Here is an 18,088-nt window from a genome sequence, read left to right on the forward strand (position 1 = left end):
GCATCAAAGCGGCGGCCAGCGGGCATCGGTGGCCGCAAACGGCGATTTGTGCAATAGGCTTCGCCTTCGAACCATTCGATCCAGAGGTGACGGCGCCATGAACAGTTTCTCCTCCCGTGTCGCCACCGCCGCAGCCGCGATCCGCGAGATCTTTCCCGAAACGCCGCTGCAGGAAAACGACTATTTGTCGAAGAAGACGGGGGCTCGGGTGCTCTTGAAGCGCGAGGATCTTTCGCCGGTGCGCTCCTACAAGATCCGCGGCGCCTTCAACTTTTTCCGCAAGGCGCTGGCCGCAGGCAACGAGGCCGAGCTGTTCGTCTGCGCCTCGGCCGGCAACCATGCGCAAGGGTTTGCCTTCGTCTGCCGCCATTTCGGCAAGAAGGGCGTGGTCTTCATGCCGGTGACGACGCCGCAGCAGAAGATCGACAAGACGCGGCTGTTCGGCGGCGAGTTCGTCGAGATCCGGCTGGTCGGCGATTTCTTCGACGATTGCTACCGCGCCGCCTTCGAATTCACCGAAAGTTCGGGCGCGCATATGGTGCCGCCTTTCGACCACAAGGACATTATCGAGGGGCAGGCGACGGTCGCCTATGAGATCGCCGACCAAATGCCGGGCGCGCGCATGCCCGACATCATCATGCTGCCGGTTGGCGGCGGTGGCCTGGCCGCGGGGGTGACGCACTATTTCGCCGATCAGCAACGTGACGCGCGGTACGTCTTTTGCGAACCGGCCGGTGCGCCGAGCCTGTATCAGAGCCTCGCCAGCGGCAAGCGCGTCCGGCTCGCCAATGTCGACAATTTCGTCGACGGCGCGGCGGTGGCCGAGATCGGCCGCGAGCCGTTGCGCCACCTCAAGGAGTTCGCCGCCGATGCGGTGCGGCTGATCCCGGAGAACCGGCTCTGCGCCACCATGATCGAGATGCTCAACATCGAAGGCGTGGTGCTGGAGCCGGCCGGCGCCTTGGCGATCGACGCGTTGAAAGATTTTTCGCGCAAGGAAATCCGCGGCAAGACCATCGTTGCGGTGGTGTCGGGCGGCAATTTCGACTTCGAGCGGCTGCCCGACGTGAAGGAGCGGGCGCTGCGCTTCGAGGGGCTGAAGAAATACTTTATCATCCGCTTTCCGCAGCGGCCGGGCGCGCTGCGCGACTTCCTCGAACTGCTCGGTCCCGACGATGATATCGCCCGCTTCGAATATCTGAAGAAATCGGCACGCAATTTCGGCTCTGTGCTAATCGGCATCGAAACCAGGGACCGGCGCAATTTCGACCTGCTGAAGGCGAATTTCGAGGCCGAGGGCGTCCACTATCAGGACATCACCGACAACGAGACCCTGGCCGGGTTCATCATATGAGCGGTGCCGTGTTCGTCGCGCTGTTTTCCGGCATCAATGTCGGCGGCAACCGCATCGTCAAGATGGCGGAGTTGCGGGCGTTTTTCGAGGCGCTCGGCTTCACCGATGTCGCCGGCTATGTGCAGAGCGGCAATGTCGTGTTCCGGACCAAGAAGGGCGACGCCGCCACGCTGACCAAACAGATAGAGGCGGCCTTCGAGAAAAATGGGGCTTTCACTCGCGCATCATGGTGCGCGATCTCTCCTGGTTCGAACGGTTGGTGAAGGAGAATCCTTATCCGGAAGTCGCCGGCGATCCGACCAAGCTTCACGCCTACACGCTGGAGCGCCAGCCGACGGCGGACGAGATCGCCAGGCTTGCCGAAAAATGCACCGGCCCGGAAAGCTTCGAGGTTAAGGGCGACGTGCTCTACCTCAAGGCGCCAGACGGGCTCGGCAAATCGGTGTTCGCCGGGCTGATCCCGCGCGTGCTGAAAGTGCCAGGCACCGCGCGCAACTGGCGGTCGGTGCTGGCGCTGCTGCAGATGGCGCGTTCGCTTTGAATCGCTTAGATCTGCGTTGCGGTTGCGATGCTAATTAAGTCTCGGCTAAACAGTTGTTTTTTCTGCAACAATTTCCGATTTTCCGGCTTGGGCAGCTTAATGAATACTGCATGTCTGTGCTATGCTCTTTCCGACTGCATTGGGGAGTTTCATGAAACGTCTGCTTCTCGCATCCACTTTCCTGATTTCGGCTTGCGGCGCGACGTTCGCCGCCGACGTGATTGAGACCGTACCGGCAGGGTTTGTCTGGTCGGGTGGCTATGTCGGCATCAACGCCGGCTATGGCTGGGGACGCGGTGACGCGGTCGACCAGACGGATTCCTTCTTCGATGAGGAGCTTGGTCAGACCCATGACGTCGATACCGACGGCTTCCTCGGCGGCGTTCAGGCCGGTTACAACTGGCAGTCCGGAGCATTTGTCTATGGCGTCGAAGCCGATCTGGGCTATCTCGGCCTCGACGGCGACAGGACTATCGTCGAAGAGCCGGACAATTTCGGATCGGCGAAACTGGGCGTCTATGGCGATCTGACGGCACGTCTGGGCTACGCCACCGACAGGCTGCTGATCTACGCCAAGGGCGGCGCGGCGGCGACTCACTACAAATTGAGTTATGGCGATACTTTCGATTTTGACGGGGTGCCCGACCCGGACAGCAGCGCATCGAGGAGCGGAGGCCGCTTCGGCTATACGATCGGTGGCGGTGTCGAATGGGCCTTCGCCGACAAATGGACCACGAAGCTGGAATACCAGTACTTCGACTTCGGCAAGGTCCGTTTGACAGATATCGAGGGCAACGACGCAAGGGTGAAGATCGACGCCCATACGATCAAGATCGGCCTGAACTACAAGTTCTGATCGATCCGTCGTTCCGACAATTCAGATGGCGTCGCAACCAAATGACGCCATAACGTTGTCCGGGGCTGGCAGCTTCCGGCGTTCGGCGTTGCGGCTGACAGCAGATCAGGTCGCCGGAGCCTGCTTCCACTCGAAAGTCAGCTCCTCGCGGAAGGCGAAGCGCTTGATGTGATCGGCAACGACGCTCTCCATGCGCTCCAGCGATCCGCTTTCATCCGTCGACACCGTGATATGCAGCGCTGCCGCATCGGCATCGAGAACCGTGCGGCCGAGCGACAGATCGATGGTGCCGTGGTTTGGATCGAACTCGACGGGAAATTTGTGCGCCCAGTGCTTGCACAGCTGCTGCAAATAGCGGCTGGCATATGCGGTGGTGACATCGGCACGGCTGGTCGGCATAAATGAATTCTCCTGGATGAGGCACTGGCTTTGTTTGGCTGGCGCGACAGGCAGGTAAATAGGTGCCGTTGCTCGAAATGGCAAAGGCGGCCGGCTTGTCGGCGCGGCCGCCTCGCTCAAGATGGCGTGATCGCTACCAGGTGCCGGTGTTCGGCATCGATGCCCACGGCTCGGCCTTGGGCTTGGCCGGGCCCTTCTGCAGCAGTTCGAAGGAGATGCCGTCCGGCGACTTGACGAAGGCCATGTTGCCGTCGCGCGGCGGCCGGTTGATGATGACGCCATTGTCCATCAGATGCTGGCAGGTGGCGTAGATGTCGTCGACCTCATAGGCGAGATGGCCGAAATTGCGGCCGCCCTTGTACTCCTCCGGATCCCAATTGTAGGTCAGTTCGATCAGCGGCGCCTTCTCAGTGATGCCGCTTTCTACATCCTCGGAGGCGGCGAGGAAGATCAGCGTGAAGCGGCCCTGCTCGTTTTCGTAGCGGCGCACTTCCTTAAGGCCGAGCTTGTTGCAGTAGAAATCAAGCGAGACATCGACGTCGGCGACACGGACCATTGTGTGGAGGTAGCGCATGGGATTTCCTCGGGAATGTTTGGGTTGCGAGGCAACATAAGGTCCACCCCGCCGAAGGGCAACGAGCATCGGACTGGAAAAGTGGTCACCGGTTTTGGAAAAAATCAGATTGCTCTGACAAAAGCGTCGGACACAAGTGGTTGCCGATTTCGGCGAAATCCCTTGCAAATTGCCGACCGGTTGACCGCCTTGATGGATCGTCATTGCTGTCGGCAGCGACGCCGGCAAACAACAAGTCAGCTATTCCTGTATTCAACCGCGAAAAAAGGCACGGCAGGTCTTGCACACCCCGGAAGCGGCGGTGTTAATCTAATGTCAAGAATCACTTGCGGTTTTCTTGAAAAAAAGGGGGCGTTCTTATGGGGGATAAGGCCTCTTTCACGAGGCGGGATGAGAACCTTGACGACGCCCTGAAGAGTGACAGTGGCGGCGATAGCGCCGACCTTGTCGAAATCGCCGGCGCCATCAAATGGTTCGACGTGGCCAAGGGCTACGGTTTCATACTTCCCGATGACGGTTCTTCGGGCGACATCCTCCTCCATGTCACCTGCCTTCGAAAGGACGGTTTTCAGACGGCATTGGAGGGCGCGCGTGTCGTGTGCCTTGTCAAGCATGGCGACCGTGGTTTGCAGGCTTTCCAGGTGCTGTCCATGGACACCACTACGGCGGTCCATCCGGCCGAGATGCAGGAACAGCGCACCCATGTGGCGGTGACGCCGGAAAGCGGGCTCGAGCGGGCGCTGGTCAAGTGGTTCAACCGCACCAAGGGCTTCGGCTTTCTGACGCGCGGGGAGGGCACCGAGGATATCTTCGTCCATATGGAGACGCTGCGCCGCTATGGCATCACCGAGCTCAGGCCCGGACAGGTCGTGCTGGTGCGTTTCGGACGCGGTGACAAGGGCCTCATGGCTGCCGAGATTCACCCCGATATGGGCACCTTGCCGGTCGCGCATTAGGACGCGAGCCTTCCTGAGGAAGTCAGGACGGCGTTTTTCTTGGTTTCACCACGATCTTATCCGAATACCTGAGACCACTTTTAGGGATCATGGTCTTTGGTCGAGGATTTCCAATGGCGTACAGGAACTGGCTGACAGCGGGCGCGCTCTGCGTCATCGTTGCGGTAGCCGCAGGCGCTTACTTCTATTCCGGGCAGCCGACCGCATCCCAGCAGACGATCGCCGGCGGTCAGGCGATGATCCTTCCCGTCGATCCGACACCCTTGGTCGTGGCGACGAAAGGCGGCGATAAATCCTTTTCGATCGAAGTCGCCGACACCGACTCGGAACGCGAGGCCGGCCTGATGTATCGCCAGGATATGGCCGACAATCATGGCATGCTGTTCGTCTTCGAGATGCAGAAGCAGGTCGGCTTCTGGATGCACAACACGCCGATGCCGCTCGACCTGATCTTTGTTGGACAGGACGGCAAGGTCCGGGCCGTCAAGCACGGCACTCCATTGTCCGATGCAGTCATCTCGCCGGGTGTGCCAGTGCGCTTCGTGCTGGAGCTCAAGGCCGGCACCGCCGCCAAAAACGGCATCGACCATGGCGATCTGCTGCGCCATCCGGCCGTCGGCACGGTGTCCGGCCCCGGCATGCCGCCATCGGACAAGGGCAACGCGCCCACGCCCGGCGCCGGCTGAGCCGCTCCCGATGCAATTCTTCTCCCATGACGGGTTCGACTTCGCCTTCCTCGACCGCCAGCCGGCGTCGGGGGCGGGCGATCCGGTGCTGATGATCCACGGCTTTGCCTCCAGCCACTATGTCAACTGGGTATCGCCCGGCTGGTTCAAGACGCTGAACGACGCCGGCTATCGCGCCATCGCCTTCGACAATCGCGGCCACGGCTCGTCGTCGAAAAGCTATGACGAGGCCGACTACACCCCGGCCAAGATGGCCTCGGACGCGGCAGCGCTGCTCGACCATCTCGGCATCGGGCGCGCCCATGTCATGGGCTATTCGATGGGCGCGCGCATTTCGGCGTTCCTGGCGCTGTCGGATCCGGACAAGGTGGCGACGCTGGTCTTCGGCGGGCTCGGCATCGGCATGGTCGACGGGGTCGGCGACTGGGATCCGATCGCCGAGGCGCTGCTGGCCGACGATCCGGCCGCCACCAGCCATCCGCGCGGCCGCTCGTTTCGCGCCTTTGCGGATCAGACGCGCAGCGACCGCCGCGCGCTGGCCGCCTGCATCGCCACGTCGCGCGAACTGCTCAGCGAACACGACATGACGCGCATCGCCCAACCGACGCTGATTGCGGTCGGGACGACAGACGATATCGGCGGCTCGCCCGACGAGCTCGCCGCGCTGATGCCGAACGCCAAGGTGTTTCACATAGACGGCCGCGACCATATGCTGGCTGTGGGCGACAAGACCTTCAAGCAGCGGGTTTTGGAGTTTTATGCCGAAAATCCGCTTTAACCGGTAAGCGATTTTTCGGGCGATATGGATTGGGCGGCCGGCGAGGGGTGGCAAACAATGGCTCAATGGGGAAGAAGCGCCGACGCTCTGCCGGGCGCCGTCTTGACGAGCAAGTTCGGCAAGCGTTCCGTCATCCTGGCGCTGCTCGCCTTCGGTGCCGGTGTGATAGCGCTGACCACAATGGTGGCGCTGCCGACCCACGCATCCGAGCGTGCCCAGAACATCGCCACGGGTTTCTTCATGGCGGTTTTCCTGCTGGCAGGGCCGTTGGCGCATATTGCCGGATTGATTTTCGGGCTGATGGCGCTGGTGCGTTCGAACGATAGCCGCGTGCTCGGGGTCGTCGGCATCCTGCTCAACGGTGGTTCCCTGGCGGTTGGCTTCCTGCTGCTTGTGGCAATGGCATCGACGATAGGCGCTTTCACCTGATCGGGGACGAGTAATGGCCGGATGGGGAAGAAGCACGATAGCAATGCCCGGCGTGGTGGGGCGGAGCAGCTTCGGCAAACGCGCGGTGATCCTGGCCCTGCTGGCGTTCGCAATGGATTTTGCGGCGGTGGTCACGCTGGCGTTGATGCCAGGCGAGGCGTCGCTGGCCGCTCAAAACGTCCTCGGCGGGGTTTTTCTGGCGGTGTTTCTCGTTGCGGCGCCGCTGGCGCACATCACCGGCGTGGTTTTTGGCTTGATGGCACTGGGACGTTCAAACGACAATCGTGTCCTCGGCATCGTCGGTATCATCCTCAACGGGCTGTCGTTGGTGATCGGCCTGTTCTTTGTTTGGGCGGCCACCAAGTCCGTTGGCGCCTTCAGGTGATCGATCTTCGTCTGGCTTGCAGCCGGAGGCGGTGCCGCTTTGGTTGACCTTCTCGTCACCTATATGGACATGCGCGAACCGAATTCGGCGCCGGCTTTCGACTGCCCGCTATCGGGCGCCACGGTGGCGCGTGAAACACTTGATGTGGCCGACTATATCAGCCTCTACCACGCGGTCGGCGAGCCCGTGCAATGGGACCAGCGGCTGCGCATGCCGGCGGAAGACCTCGAGCGCCTGCTGGCGCTGCCCTCGACACATATCCACGTGCCGCGCGTCGAGGGCGTGGCCGCTGGCCTGTGCGAATTCAACGGCGTCGGCCAGCCTGAGGTCGAACTGGTTCATTTCGGGCTGATCCCCGTCTTCCACCGCCGCAGGCTTGGGCCATTCCTGCTCGACCAGGCGCTTCGCGCCATCTGGTCGCGGGCGCCGCAAAGGGTCTGGCTTCATACCGACACATACGACCATCCGGCCGCGCAATCGGTCTACAGGCGCGCCGGTTTCAAAGCCTATGCGCAGCGCATGGAGACATTTCCGGATTAGGATTTGAGCGTTTCTAGAGACCGCGCCAGGTTTTGCCTGGCCTGGGGCTCGAACCTGTGGCGGAATTCCTGCGTGTGAAAAATATGCTGGCGCGCGAGGAAAGTCTTGAGAATCGCGCCGCGACCGGCGCGCCACATCGGCTCCTCGACCCAGCCATATTCGCGGCGGACCGCTTGTTCATAGGCGTCGAAAGCGTCGGCTGACGCACCCAGGATCGCCAGGTCCATATCGAGGAAAAGCGCTGCGTCGCGGAGGGCGTTCTGATCGGCAAGGCCCCGTGGTTGAAGGCTGGGCAGTTCATGCGTGGCAGTGGCGACGATCATCGCCGCGATGCGGCCGAGGCGCTCCGGATCGGTGCGGGCGGCAAGTTTGTCCTGCGCAAGTGCTGCACTCCTGGCCTCGTTGTCCTTGGCGCGGCTGTCATATATGGCGTCATGGAACCAGATTGCGGCTTCGACGGCGCCGGAATCATGCAGCGATGCTCGATATTCGTCCGCCAGCGCCAGCAACGCCTCGATATGGGCGAGGTTGTGATAGTGGCGATCCGGAGCTTGATAGAGCGCGGAGAGCGCGCGTTTCAGCGGAGCGTCGATCAAGGGTTCGTTTTCCATGGCGGCTTGAATTTCCGTGAACCAAATCCATTTCACCGAGCACTAAGGAAAATTGAGTTCAATCGTGCTATGATCTGGCTTATATGTGCCGCCGGAGAATAGGCAAGCGGCCAGGACGCAGGACAAGACGTCGATGAACAGCATCAGCATTTCCCGCCCCACAATGGTCCAGCCGGTCGATCCGATCTGGCGTTCGGTCCGCGACGAGGCGATGGAAGCGGTCAACCGCGACCCGCTTCTGGCGGCGTTCCTCTATTCGACCATCCTCAACCAGGAGAGCCTGGAGGAAGCTGTCATCCATCGGCTCGCCGAGCGGCTCGCGCATCAGGACATCGGCTCCGACCTCATCCGCCAGACGTTCAAGTCGATGCTGGCCGACGACAAGGAATGGTCGTCGATCGTGCGTGTCGACATCCAGGCCTATTACGACCGCGATCCGGCCTGCGACCGCTTCATCATGCCGGTGCTCTATTTCAAGGGTTTCCATGCCATCCAGACGCACAGGCTGGCACATTGGCTGTGGAATCAGGGCCGCAAGGATTTCGCGCTCTATCTGCAGAGCCGCTCGTCCTCGGTGTTCCAGACCGACATCAACCCGGCCGCCCGCATCGGCAAGGGCATCTTCATCGACCACGCCACCGGCCTCGTCGTCGGCGAGACGGCGGTGATCGAGGACGATGTGTCGATCCTGCACGGCGTGACGCTGGGCGGCACGGGCAAGGCCGGCGGCGACCGCCACCCCAAGATCCGTTACGGCGTACTGATCGGCGCCGGCGCCAAGATTCTCGGCAATATCGAGATCGGCCATTGCTCGAAGATCGCGGCAGGCTCGGTCGTGCTGTCGCCGGTGCCGCACAACAAGACGGTTGCCGGCGTACCGGCCCGCGTCGTCGGCGAGACCGGCTGCGACCAGCCTTCGCGCCAGATGGACCAGCTTTTGCCGTCGCAATCGATGGACCAGGTCGTCAGCTTCGACATCTGATTTGCAACACCCGGCGCGCCGGACTGAAGTCCGGTTGCCGGCGCCGTTGCCTCTGAAGCATGATGCCGAAAAGTGTGAGGCGGTTTTCGGACGACATCATGCTCTACCTCCTTGATTTAGAGGCGGATTTGGATTCGACCTGAAATCATCCGGCCCCAGGGTTCGCGTTCTATCCAGCCGGCTTGCCTTTACATCGCCATTGTCGACGTGCCAGAAGCGCGTTCCAACGAGCAAGCCCGACGATCGGAGAAGACTTTTGAAGCCGGACGAAATCAGAAAGCTGGACGCCTATTTCAAGCGCGTCTTCCAGAATCCCAAACTCGAGGTGAAGGCGCGGCCGCGCAAGGAAGATTCGGCCGAGGTCTATGTCGGCGACGAGTTCCTCGGCATCGTCTTCAAGGACGAGGACGACGGCGACTATAATTTCTCGATGGCGATCCTCGACATCGATCTGGCCTGAGCCCAGACGGCTACGGACTTCGGCGATTGGCGGCAGCCAGCTGCGCCATCGTCATCCCGGGGAGAAGCAGCCGCACAGCGGCGTCGCTGAGACCCTGGGATATATTCCAGGCCTCGGCTCAGGAATGTGGCGGTCCAGAACTGCCTCTGCTGCTTCCCAACAGTAATTCTGCACCGCTTCGCTGCCTTAAGGGCATGGAACGGATCCTCGGGTCCGCGCGGCTTCGCGCCCATGTATGACAAAAGCAGAGGGCCGCTACCGTGCGGTCTTTAAGACGCGCGTGGCCTCGGCGACGATAGCGGCGTCAAGCGCTGGCCAGTTGCCCAGCAACTCCCGGGGAAAGCGGTAGGTCAGGCTGAGGCTGTCGCCGACCTGGATGTCGCGCTCGCAGGGCGCCAGCGATTCCTCGGCGCTCGGTCCGCTCAGGCAGCGGGCGACGAACGGGTCCTTGCCGGCCCGGTCGGCGACCGCAAGCACCTCGTTGAGATAGCCTGATTTTTCGCTAAAGCCGTAAATCGTCGTGCCGCCGGGGCCGGGCGCGCCGGGCTGGCTGATCAGCGCGCTATAGATCGGCGCGAAACGGCCGCTCATGTCGCGCGACATCATCTGCGGTTCGAACGACAGGAAGATGATGTTCTTGGCCGTGCCCGTGTGGTTGAAATCGTCGCGTGCGGCTTCGCTGTAGCCGTCCATCTGGGGATAGCGCAGATAAAGGTCGAGGCGCGAAGCGATGCCGTCGCGCCGCGCCTGCAGGAAGCGGATGGCGTTGGCCGGCACGGCAATGACATTGTTGCCGATCACCACCTTGTGGACTGTGGTGTCGTCGGTGTAGCCGGCCATGGCGATCGAGCGGCCGAACCATTTTCCGCCAAGGCTGATCGCCAGCGACAGCAGCGCCAGTGCGGCAAAGGCATAGAACACCCGCTTCATCAGCACGGAATCGACGACGTTGAATTCTTCGGCGGTCGCTGCCTGCTTCATCGCAATCCCCATAGTCGCCGCCGTCTGTCCCTGGGCTGCACACATGCCGCGGCACGGCTCTTGCTGCGCTGGACGCGACTGTGCGATCTCATGGTAAACGGAAGGTAAAGATGAGCCTGCTGCTGCCCGTTCTCTTCGCTTTTGCCGTCGGGCTCACAGCCTGCGGGCTTACCGGGTCCGTGATGGAACTGGCGGCGGGCCGCCGGCTTGCCTTTGCCGAACCTTATGTGTCGCCGGCGTACATCCTGCGCTCGCTGGCCGCGACCGCTTGCGCCGGTCCGTTCATGCTCGCCAACGATGCGCTCGATGCGCGGCGCGACGGCCGCATTTCGATGCTGATGCTGGTGTCCTGCGGCTGCACGGTGATCGCCTGGGCGCTGGCGCTGGGCATCGTGCTGATCGCCATTGCCTCCTGGGGCATTGGCTCTCCTGGTGCGCTTCAGCTGTTGGTGGAATCGCTGGCGCGGTATTTGCCTTGAGGCAATTGCTGGGGAAACCGCTACGCGGTTTTCCCAGGATTGTTCTAGGGTTTGTCCCGGCCTGCGACGAATCGGAGACTGGAAATGCCGACCTATGTAATCGACGGAAAATCGCCCCGTTTCGAGGATGCCGACAGCAACTGGATCGCGCCCGATGCGACGTTGATCGGCGACATCAGCGTCGGTCGCAATGCCGGCTTCTGGTTTGGCGTGGTCATCCGCGGCGACAACGAGGCGATCGTCATCGGCGCCGACAGCAATGTCCAGGAACACACGGTGATGCACACCGATCCCGGTTTTCCCCTGACGATCGGGCAGGGCTGCACGATCGGCCACCGCGCCTTGCTGCATGGCTGCACGATCGGCGACAACAGCCTGATCGGCATGGGCGCCATCGTGCTCAACGGCGCCAGGATCGGCAAGAACTCGCTGGTCGGCGCGGGCGCGCTGGTCACCGAGGGCAAGGAGTTCCCCGACAATTGCCTGATCGTCGGCTCGCCCGCGCGGGTTATCAGGACGCTGGACGACGCCGCGGTCGCCAGGCTGCGCGCCTCGGCCGCGCACTACGTCGCGAACGGCAAGCGCTTCAAGGCGGGGCTGAAGAAGGCCTGAACTCTATCCTGTTTGACGATGATCTTTTCCGAACGGCAGGTCAGCGCAGCAAAAACCGGTTCTCACTTTTCGCTGCCGAGGTCCTTCGGTTCGCGATCATGGTCCAGAAATGGTGGAGCCGGCCCGGGGACGGGGCCGGCTCCTTAAAACCCGGTCGTTGGGGACGGGGAGGGTGGGGACTCGACCGGGCTTTCTCGTTAGGCACGTCGCATTATTCGATGTGCTTGACCTCTGTGATGGCGTCCTAGCGGACGCTGGCAACCGCGTCGGCGCGACCGTCGTTGATCGTCACCCACACGCCGGAATTCTGGTCGGACTGGCGCTTCAGGTATGTATAGTCGGTGTCGGTCCAGGACAGCACCTTGGACTCCAGATTGTCGAGGATGAACTCGCCGAGGCTGGTGCGCACGGTCAGCACCGCATGGCCGTCGCCATTTTGTTGGCGCGCCACGGTCATCAAGAGATTGCCGGCGGGAACGCCGAGCGCCATCAATTCGCGGCGCTTCTCCAGCGCATAGTCCTCGCAGTCGCCGAAGCCGCTGTCGGGATAGGACCAGACCTCTTCCTTACCCCACATTTCCATATCGGTGCGCGGCACGATCCGGGTGTTGACCGAATTGTTGACGTCGACGATCGCCGCCCACAGCTTGCGGGTCAGTTCGACCGGTGCCTGCTTCGGCGTGCGCTGAGCGCACTCCTGCGGCAGCTTCTGGCAGAATTCGTAGTGACCGACCGGCTGTGTCGTGCGGCCGCCAGTGTGCATGTAGGCCGGTCCTGCTGCTTGCGCCGTTCCCCAAGCGGAAAGCTGCATCGCCATTGCCAAGAGCAACAGCTTGCCCCAAATCTTCGCCATTGGTCAGTCTCCCCGTTTGAGGAGACAATGACAGCGCTGGATTTATTTGACGCAAAAACCCGAAGTAGACATTGAGTAAAAGCTCAATAGAATACGCGTAAAATTTGACCTATTTTAAAATAAAATCGTTCAGGTCTCGGCGTAAAACCGCGGTGTCGGGGCGCGGATTTCCGGGTGGAGCCGTGGATTTGCTGCGTGCCGCTACAAGCTGGAGAGGCAGGCGGAACGCCGGCAACAAAAAACCGGCCGCGCAGGGCCGGTTCGTTTTTGCTGCCTGTTGCCGATCGTTCAGGCGCGCGGGGCGTTGAACTCGGAATCGAGCGTTTCCGGGCGCTGGATGACGGCGAATTCGATGGCGACGCCATCCTCGAAATGACGCACCACCTGGCCACGCATGGTGCCCAGCATCACCTGGATGCCGAGCGCCGGCTTGACGTCGATCTCGACCGCCGCGCCCGACAGCGACAGGTCGATGATGCGGCACTGATACTGGCGCCCGTCGGTGAGCTGCAGCACGCTTGTCGGATTGCGCGGCGCCACGCGTTCGTGGCGGCGGTCTTCCGGCAGGTCGAGTTCATGCTTGTTGGCGAGCCAGGTCAACTGCGCGGCAAGCTTGTCCTTCTTGCGATCCGAAGCAATGACGGTCATGGCGAAGCCGTCCTGCGAGGTGCGCGTCACCACGCCCTCGATGCGGCCGATATGATCGATATAGGCAATGATTTTTTCGCCCGGCATGCCGACGCGCTCGGTGCGCAACGCGACATTGCCCGGCGACATATCGACGACCTGGCAGGGGTGCTCGGTGCGGTCCTCCAGCATGAAGCGCCCGTAGATCTTGACCCGGACGCGCTGAAAATTACGCCTTTCGGCGCGGGACGGTGCGTATTCGACCGCCGCTGACCTCATGACTGCCTACACCCCGTTGGCATTCCCGCGTCGTGCGTGGAATCTCGGCAAAAACTACAGCCAAGCAGGTTAACAAAGGGGAAAAGTGGGCCCCCGATAGTTAAGATTAGCGCCGGCTTGGAGACTATTGCTCGCGCCCGCCGTCGAACACGACGAGGTGGCGGATACGGCGCGACCGACCGAGCGCCGAGATGGTCTCCGGCGCTTCGAGTTCGGGAGCCAACGACGGAACGGATATTTCCGGCCGGTTTTTCAGGAACATCGGGTCCTTGTCGGGATCGATGACGCGGATGGCATCGATCAGCGCGTCGGTGATCGGGTCGGCGCCCAGCCAGAACGGCTTTTCCACGGCGCTGATGACGCCGAGGCAGCGCGGGTTCTCGACGCCGCCATCGAGCGGCAGCGCAAGCAGTTCGAAGTGGTTGGAACGGCCGTTGCGGCTGAATCCCTCATAAGTGATCGACACCACGGATTTCTGCTCGAAAACGCCGTGAATGAGGCGCGACACCAGCCGCTGGTCCTTCTCACGCCATAGCGAGGGGAACGAAAACCCCTTGAGCTCGCGGCCGTAGCCGGCGCAAAGCCTGGTGCCGGCAAGCCGGAACACCGCTTCGCCGCGCGTATCCCTTTCCAGGATGAAGGTGTCGGCCAAAAGCGCCTTGATGTCGGCCGGTTCGACCTCCGAACGCTTTGGGGCAGGACGTCCACCACGCAGGCGATTCCAATAATGGAACAGCGCGATTGATCCGTTCTGGTTCATGCTATGAAACTCCGCGCATTCTGCCGTCTGATGGTCCCATCGGTGAACAGAAAGGGCGCCCTCCGATGACCTACATGCGTTCCGGAGCAGGATGCGTGCCAGCGTCGTTAAGACTTGTTCACGGGTCGGGGACGTTAAGGTTAACAAGTGGTTTACGTTGCGCGCACAGGCTCGCCATGGCACACCAAAACCACTCCAGAAGCGGTCGTTTCGCGACGACCAACAGCACTTCGGTCAATAGTTTTAGGGGAGCAGGGGGCTCGACCAGCCGTTCAAGGGAAACCTTGGACGGCTTCTTTTTGATTCGCGCCCCTGGTGATTCGCGGTTGTGATTCGTAGTTTGTGATTTGTCCGGGCATGGCCTAGATGCTCGCGACGACACGCAAATCCCTGGATCAGAGCATATGAGCGAACCGGCCGGCCCCTTGGAGACCGAACAGACCGCGGAGGCGCCGCCGCCGCGCCGCGAGCCGGTGTTCAACCTGCCACCGGCGGTGCTGGCGGTGATCGGCATCTGCGTTGCCGTCTTCCTGCTGCAGCAATATGTGCTGACCGAAGAGCAGCAGATAACATTGCTCACCGACGGCGCCTTCATTCCGGTCCTCTACACCGGCCAATACGGTTTCGACTGGTTCCTTTTCACCCGTCCTTTCACCTATGCCTTCATGCATGGTGGCGTTGCCCACATTGCCATCAACATGGTTGCGCTGGCCGCCTTCGGGTCGCCGCTGGCCAACCGTCTCGGCTGGTTCTGGTTCGCCTTGTTTTTCGCCGCCACCGGGCTGGCCGCGGTGGTGCTGTTCTGGGCGGTCCATCCATACGGCGAAGCACCGCTGGTCGGCGCTTCCGGGGCGATATCGGGCATGATGGGTGCGGCGGCTCGCTTCGGGTTCCGTACCGACCGCTCCTCCGGCAGGGCGGCCTTTGCCGGTCCCGTGCTGCCGATCGCAGTCGTTTTGCGCATGCGCGGCGTCGTCAATTTTCTCGGCGCCTGGATGGTCATCAATCTCGCCACCGGCCTTTACGGTCTCGGGCTCGGAGAACCCGGCCAGATCGCCTGGGAAGCGCACATTGGCGGCCTCGTCGCAGGCTTCTTCGGATTGCGCTGGTTCGACCGGCGCTGGCGGGCGCCTGAATGGGAGATCCCCGACGACCAGCGCACCCCCCACTAGCGCACTCTATTGGCGCACCCCACTGGCACACCCCACTGGCACACTTGAAAAGCAACCGATCACGGCGCACGATGTTCACTCTTATGTGAAGCCGGTCAGGGCGGGAGCTGGCTAGCCAAGCAGGAGGAGGAGGACGCCATGACGGTTAAGGCAATTCTCGAGAGAAAAGGCCATGACGTGTTCACGCTCGGGCCGAATGTAAAGCTCAGCGAAGCCATTCGAATCCTGGCCGACCACAAGATCGGTGCACTGGTCATCACCAACGGCGATCGCAAGATCGTCGGCATCCTTTCCGAGCGTGACATCGTGCGGGTCGTTGCCAGGGAAGGCGCTGCCGCACTTGATATAACGGTACGCTCGGCGATGACGCCGAAAGTGAAGATCTGCAACGAGAACCACACGGTCAACGAGGTGATGGAGATCATGACCAAAGGCCGTTTCCGCCATCTGCCGGTGGAAAAGGATGGGCTGCTCGACGGGATCGTGTCGATCGGCGACGTGGTCAAGCGCCGCATCGAGGATGTCGAGCGCGAGGCCGACGAAATCAGGGCCTATATCGCAACGGCCTGACCTGACGAAGAAACCGCCGTCCGAATACCGGCCGGCGGCGTTCATTCTATCGGTTGCCGAGCGGCCGAAAGGGGCTGAAAAGGCCAGCCCACTGCTCTGCGCTGCTTTGGGCGCTTGTCTCGCGAAGCGGTTTGCACTAGCGAAGACCGATACCCAAATTCGCGAAAATCGCAGTTTTCGCGAGCCAAAAGCGCAGGCCACCATGACCCTTATCGATACCCGCACGCCCGATGCCAAACGTTTTATTCCCGGCGCTACCGGCGATTGGGAGATCATCATCGGCCTCGAGGTCCATGCGCAGGTAACCTCGGAAGCAAAGCTGTTTTCCGGGGCGTCGACGACTTTCGGCGCGGCGCCCAACGCCAATGTCAGCCTGGTCGACGCGGCCATGCCCGGCATGCTGCCGGTCATCAATGAGGAATGCGTCAAGCAGGCGATCCGCACCGGCCTCGGATTGAAGGCGCAGATCAACCACAAGTCGGTTTTCGACCGGAAAAACTATTTCTATCCCGACCTGCCGCAGGGCTACCAGATATCGCAGTTCAAGCAGCCGATCGTTGGCGAAGGCACGATCGTCATTTCGGTCGGTCCCGACCGGCAGGGCGAGTTCGAGGATATCGAGATCGGCATCGAGCGCCTGCACCTGGAGCAGGACGCCGGCAAGTCGATGCACGATCAGCATCCCACCATGTCCTATGTCGATCTCAACCGCTCCGGCGTGGCGCTGATGGAGATTGTCTCCAAGCCCGACATGCGCTCCGCCGACGAGGCCAAGGCGTATGTCACCAAGCTGCGCACCATCGTGCGCTATCTCGGCACTTGCGACGGCAACATGGACGAAGGTTCGATGCGCGCCGACGTCAACGTCTCCGTTCGCAAGCCCGGCGGCGAATTCGGTACGCGCTGTGAGATCAAGAACGTCAACTCGATCCGCTTCATCGGCCAGGCCATCGAGTTCGAGGCGCGCCGCCAGATCGCCATCCTCGAGGATGGCGGCAAGATCGACCAGGAAACCAGGCTGTTCGACGCCGTCAAAGGCGAGACGCGCTCGATGCGCAGCAAGGAAGAGGCGCATGACTACCGCTACTTCCCCGATCCCGACCTTTTGCCGCTGGAGTTCGACCAGGCCTATGTCGACGCGCTGGCCAAGGAGTTGCCGGAACTGCCCGACGACAAGAAGGCGCGCCTGATCTCCTCACTTGGCCTGTCGACATACGACGCCTCGATCCTGGTGTCGGAAAAGCCGATCGCCGACTATTTCGAGCAGGTGGCCTCGGGCCGCGACGGCAAGCTTGCCGCCAACTGGGTCATCAATGACCTGCTCGGCCAGCTTAACAAGGCCGGCAAGGGCATTGAAAATGCTCCTGTAACACCGGAGCAGCTCGGTGCCGTGATCGACCTGATCAAGGAAGGCACCATCTCCGGCAAGATCGCCAAGGATCTGTTCGAGATCGTCTGGAACGAGGGCGGCGATCCGCGCCAGTTGGTCGAAAGCCGCGGCATGAAGCAGGTCACCGACACCGGCGCCATCGAGAAAGCGGTCGACGAGGTGATCGCCGCCAACCCCGACAAGGTCGAGCAGGCTCGCGCCAAGCCGACCATGGCCGGCTGGTTCGTCGGCCAGGTGATGAAAGCCACCGGCGGCAAGGCCAACCCGCAGGCGGTCAACGATCTGGTCAAGGCCAAGCTCGGTATCGAATAGAACAATGTTCGTCCGCACCGCCAGCGAACGTGACCTTGCCGCTGTCCGCGCGCTGCTGGTCGAAACCTGGCACGCAACCTACGACGCGATCTATGGCGCCCAGCGGGTGATCGAAATTACCGACGACTGGCATTCGATCGCCTCGCTCAAGGCGCGGCTGACAAGGCCGAACTCGGAATTCCTGGTCGCCGATGACGGCAAGCGTATCGGCGGCATGGCTTTTGCCGCCGCAACGACGGATGCGAAGATCGTGCTGCTGAACCAGCTCTATGTACTGCCGGCCTGCCAGCGGCAAGGCATCGGCCAGGCCTTGCTGGACGAGGTCGAAGCCAGCTTTCCCGAGACGAACAGGTTGCGCGTCGAGGTGGAAGAGGCCAACGTGCCGGCCATCGCCTTCTACCGTTCGAAGGGATTTTTGCCGGTCGGCAGCACCGCCGATTGCGGCGGCGGTTCGGGGTTGCCGGCGCTGATCTTCGAGAAACCGCTGGGATAGGCGCCCGAC

The 18,088-nt window shown here is 61.9% G+C and carries 23 protein-coding genes and 1 pseudogene; 17 read left to right on the forward strand and 7 right to left on the reverse strand.

Annotated features, from left to right (window positions below):
• Nucleotides 1–97: 97 nt before the first annotated feature.
• From ilvA to ACYG9Y_RS09675, 3 genes and pseudogenes are all read left to right on the forward strand, one after another.
• Nucleotides 98–1,354, forward strand: coding sequence for a threonine ammonia-lyase IlvA (gene ilvA, locus ACYG9Y_RS09665; RefSeq protein ID WP_023706610.1), 1,257 nt, complete (start codon nt 98–100; stop codon nt 1,352–1,354).
• Nucleotides 1,351–1,895 (forward strand): annotated as a pseudogene (locus ACYG9Y_RS09670) (DUF1697 domain-containing protein). The gene ilvA and the pseudogene ACYG9Y_RS09670 overlap by 4 nt, the downstream one beginning before the upstream one ends.
• Nucleotides 1,896–2,046: 151 nt before the next feature.
• Nucleotides 2,047–2,751 (forward strand): outer membrane protein, encoded by a 705-nt coding sequence (locus tag ACYG9Y_RS09675; RefSeq protein WP_023706612.1) that lies wholly within the window; start codon nt 2,047–2,049, stop codon nt 2,749–2,751.
• 105 nt (nt 2,752–2,856) lie between these two features.
• Here ACYG9Y_RS09675 and ACYG9Y_RS09680 read toward each other — a convergent pair whose 3' ends face one another.
• Both ACYG9Y_RS09680 and ACYG9Y_RS09685 read right to left on the reverse strand, forming a co-directional pair.
• On the reverse strand, nt 2,857–3,150 hold the full coding sequence (locus ACYG9Y_RS09680; RefSeq protein WP_023681521.1) for a DUF2218 domain-containing protein: 294 nt from the start codon (nt 3,148–3,150) through the stop codon (nt 2,857–2,859).
• Between the two features lie 133 nt (nt 3,151–3,283).
• The gene (locus ACYG9Y_RS09685; RefSeq protein WP_023667513.1) at nt 3,284–3,724 is read right to left on the reverse strand and encodes a VOC family protein; all 441 of its coding nucleotides are present in this window, start codon (nt 3,722–3,724) and stop codon (nt 3,284–3,286) included.
• Between the two features lie 359 nt (nt 3,725–4,083).
• Here ACYG9Y_RS09685 and ACYG9Y_RS09690 point away from each other — a divergent pair, with 359 nt between their 5' ends.
• The 6 genes from ACYG9Y_RS09690 to ACYG9Y_RS09715 all read left to right on the forward strand — a co-directional run bounded on the left by ACYG9Y_RS09690 (nt 4,084) and on the right by ACYG9Y_RS09715 (nt 7,498).
• Complete coding sequence (locus tag ACYG9Y_RS09690) at nt 4,084–4,680, forward strand: cold-shock protein (RefSeq protein WP_031196524.1); 597 nt, start codon at nt 4,084–4,086, stop codon at nt 4,678–4,680.
• A 113-nt stretch (nt 4,681–4,793) separates the two neighbouring features.
• Nucleotides 4,794–5,366, forward strand: coding sequence for a DUF192 domain-containing protein (locus tag ACYG9Y_RS09695; RefSeq protein WP_023691205.1), 573 nt, complete (start codon nt 4,794–4,796; stop codon nt 5,364–5,366).
• Nucleotides 5,367–5,376: 10 nt separating this feature from the next.
• Entirely contained in the window at nt 5,377–6,144 is a 768-nt protein-coding gene (locus ACYG9Y_RS09700; RefSeq protein WP_023706613.1) for an alpha/beta fold hydrolase, read from the forward strand.
• A 57-nt stretch (nt 6,145–6,201) separates the two neighbouring features.
• Nucleotides 6,202–6,573 carry a hypothetical protein gene (locus ACYG9Y_RS09705; RefSeq protein ID WP_286438986.1) on the forward strand — a complete coding sequence of 124 codons (372 nt, stop codon included), beginning with the start codon at nt 6,202–6,204 and terminating at the stop codon, nt 6,571–6,573.
• A 43-nt stretch (nt 6,574–6,616) separates the two neighbouring features.
• On the forward strand, nt 6,617–6,958 hold the full coding sequence (locus tag ACYG9Y_RS09710; RefSeq protein WP_023706615.1) for a hypothetical protein: 342 nt from the start codon (nt 6,617–6,619) through the stop codon (nt 6,956–6,958).
• Between the two features lie 39 nt (nt 6,959–6,997).
• A complete protein-coding gene (locus ACYG9Y_RS09715; protein WP_023738942.1) occupies nt 6,998–7,498 on the forward strand; it encodes a GNAT family N-acetyltransferase in 501 nt (166 codons plus the stop codon).
• On the opposite strand, the gene ACYG9Y_RS09720 is transcribed toward ACYG9Y_RS09715, so the two are convergent.
• Nucleotides 7,495–8,109, reverse strand: coding sequence for an HD domain-containing protein (locus ACYG9Y_RS09720; RefSeq protein ID WP_023734417.1), 615 nt, complete (start codon nt 8,107–8,109; stop codon nt 7,495–7,497). The genes ACYG9Y_RS09715 and ACYG9Y_RS09720 overlap by 4 nt on opposite strands.
• Before the next feature lie 133 nt (nt 8,110–8,242).
• On the opposite strand from ACYG9Y_RS09720, the gene cysE reads away from it, so the two are divergent.
• Both cysE and ACYG9Y_RS09730 read left to right on the forward strand, forming a co-directional pair.
• Nucleotides 8,243–9,091: a serine O-acetyltransferase gene (cysE, locus tag ACYG9Y_RS09725; RefSeq protein ID WP_023667506.1), complete on the forward strand. Its 849-nt coding sequence runs from the start codon at nt 8,243–8,245 to the stop codon at nt 9,089–9,091.
• A 256-nt stretch (nt 9,092–9,347) separates the two neighbouring features.
• Nucleotides 9,348–9,551 carry a DUF3126 family protein gene (locus ACYG9Y_RS09730; RefSeq protein WP_006200852.1) on the forward strand — a complete coding sequence of 68 codons (204 nt, stop codon included), beginning with the start codon at nt 9,348–9,350 and terminating at the stop codon, nt 9,549–9,551.
• Nucleotides 9,552–9,806: 255 nt separating this feature from the next.
• Here ACYG9Y_RS09730 and ACYG9Y_RS09735 read toward each other — a convergent pair whose 3' ends face one another.
• Nucleotides 9,807–10,532, reverse strand: a complete 726-nt coding sequence (locus ACYG9Y_RS09735; RefSeq protein ID WP_023734416.1) for a hypothetical protein — start codon at nt 10,530–10,532, stop codon at nt 9,807–9,809.
• 110 nt (nt 10,533–10,642) lie between these two features.
• On the opposite strand from ACYG9Y_RS09735, the gene ACYG9Y_RS09740 reads away from it, so the two are divergent.
• A complete protein-coding gene (locus ACYG9Y_RS09740) occupies nt 10,643–11,011 on the forward strand; it encodes a DUF6949 family protein (RefSeq protein WP_023734415.1) in 369 nt (122 codons plus the stop codon).
• Nucleotides 11,012–11,095: 84 nt separating this feature from the next.
• A complete protein-coding gene (locus tag ACYG9Y_RS09745; RefSeq protein WP_023734414.1) occupies nt 11,096–11,623 on the forward strand; it encodes a gamma carbonic anhydrase family protein in 528 nt (175 codons plus the stop codon).
• 244 nt (nt 11,624–11,867) lie between these two features.
• On the opposite strand, the gene ACYG9Y_RS09750 is transcribed toward ACYG9Y_RS09745, so the two are convergent.
• The 3 genes from ACYG9Y_RS09750 to ACYG9Y_RS09760 form a co-directional block, all read right to left on the reverse strand.
• Nucleotides 11,868–12,476, reverse strand: coding sequence for a transglutaminase-like cysteine peptidase (locus ACYG9Y_RS09750; protein ID WP_023681509.1), 609 nt, complete (start codon nt 12,474–12,476; stop codon nt 11,868–11,870).
• A 288-nt stretch (nt 12,477–12,764) separates the two neighbouring features.
• A complete protein-coding gene (locus tag ACYG9Y_RS09755) occupies nt 12,765–13,382 on the reverse strand; it encodes a PilZ domain-containing protein (protein WP_023667501.1) in 618 nt (205 codons plus the stop codon).
• Nucleotides 13,383–13,506: 124 nt separating this feature from the next.
• Nucleotides 13,507–14,142, reverse strand: coding sequence for a PAS domain-containing protein (locus ACYG9Y_RS09760; RefSeq protein ID WP_023695380.1), 636 nt, complete (start codon nt 14,140–14,142; stop codon nt 13,507–13,509).
• 404 nt (nt 14,143–14,546) lie between these two features.
• On the opposite strand from ACYG9Y_RS09760, the gene ACYG9Y_RS09765 reads away from it, so the two are divergent.
• From ACYG9Y_RS09765 to ACYG9Y_RS09780, 4 genes are all read left to right on the forward strand, one after another.
• Nucleotides 14,547–15,314 (forward strand): rhomboid family intramembrane serine protease, encoded by a 768-nt coding sequence (locus ACYG9Y_RS09765; RefSeq protein WP_023706620.1) that lies wholly within the window; start codon nt 14,547–14,549, stop codon nt 15,312–15,314.
• Nucleotides 15,315–15,452: 138 nt separating this feature from the next.
• Entirely contained in the window at nt 15,453–15,884 is a 432-nt protein-coding gene (locus tag ACYG9Y_RS09770; RefSeq protein ID WP_023667498.1) for a CBS domain-containing protein, read from the forward strand.
• A gap of 202 nt (nt 15,885–16,086) precedes the next feature.
• The gene (gatB, locus tag ACYG9Y_RS09775) at nt 16,087–17,586 is read left to right on the forward strand and encodes an Asp-tRNA(Asn)/Glu-tRNA(Gln) amidotransferase subunit GatB (protein WP_023688375.1); all 1,500 of its coding nucleotides are present in this window, start codon (nt 16,087–16,089) and stop codon (nt 17,584–17,586) included.
• Between the two features lie 4 nt (nt 17,587–17,590).
• Entirely contained in the window at nt 17,591–18,079 is a 489-nt protein-coding gene (locus ACYG9Y_RS09780; protein WP_023738941.1) for a GNAT family N-acetyltransferase, read from the forward strand.
• Nucleotides 18,080–18,088 lie beyond the last annotated feature (9 nt).

Source organism: Mesorhizobium sp. W050 (assembly GCF_054719535.1).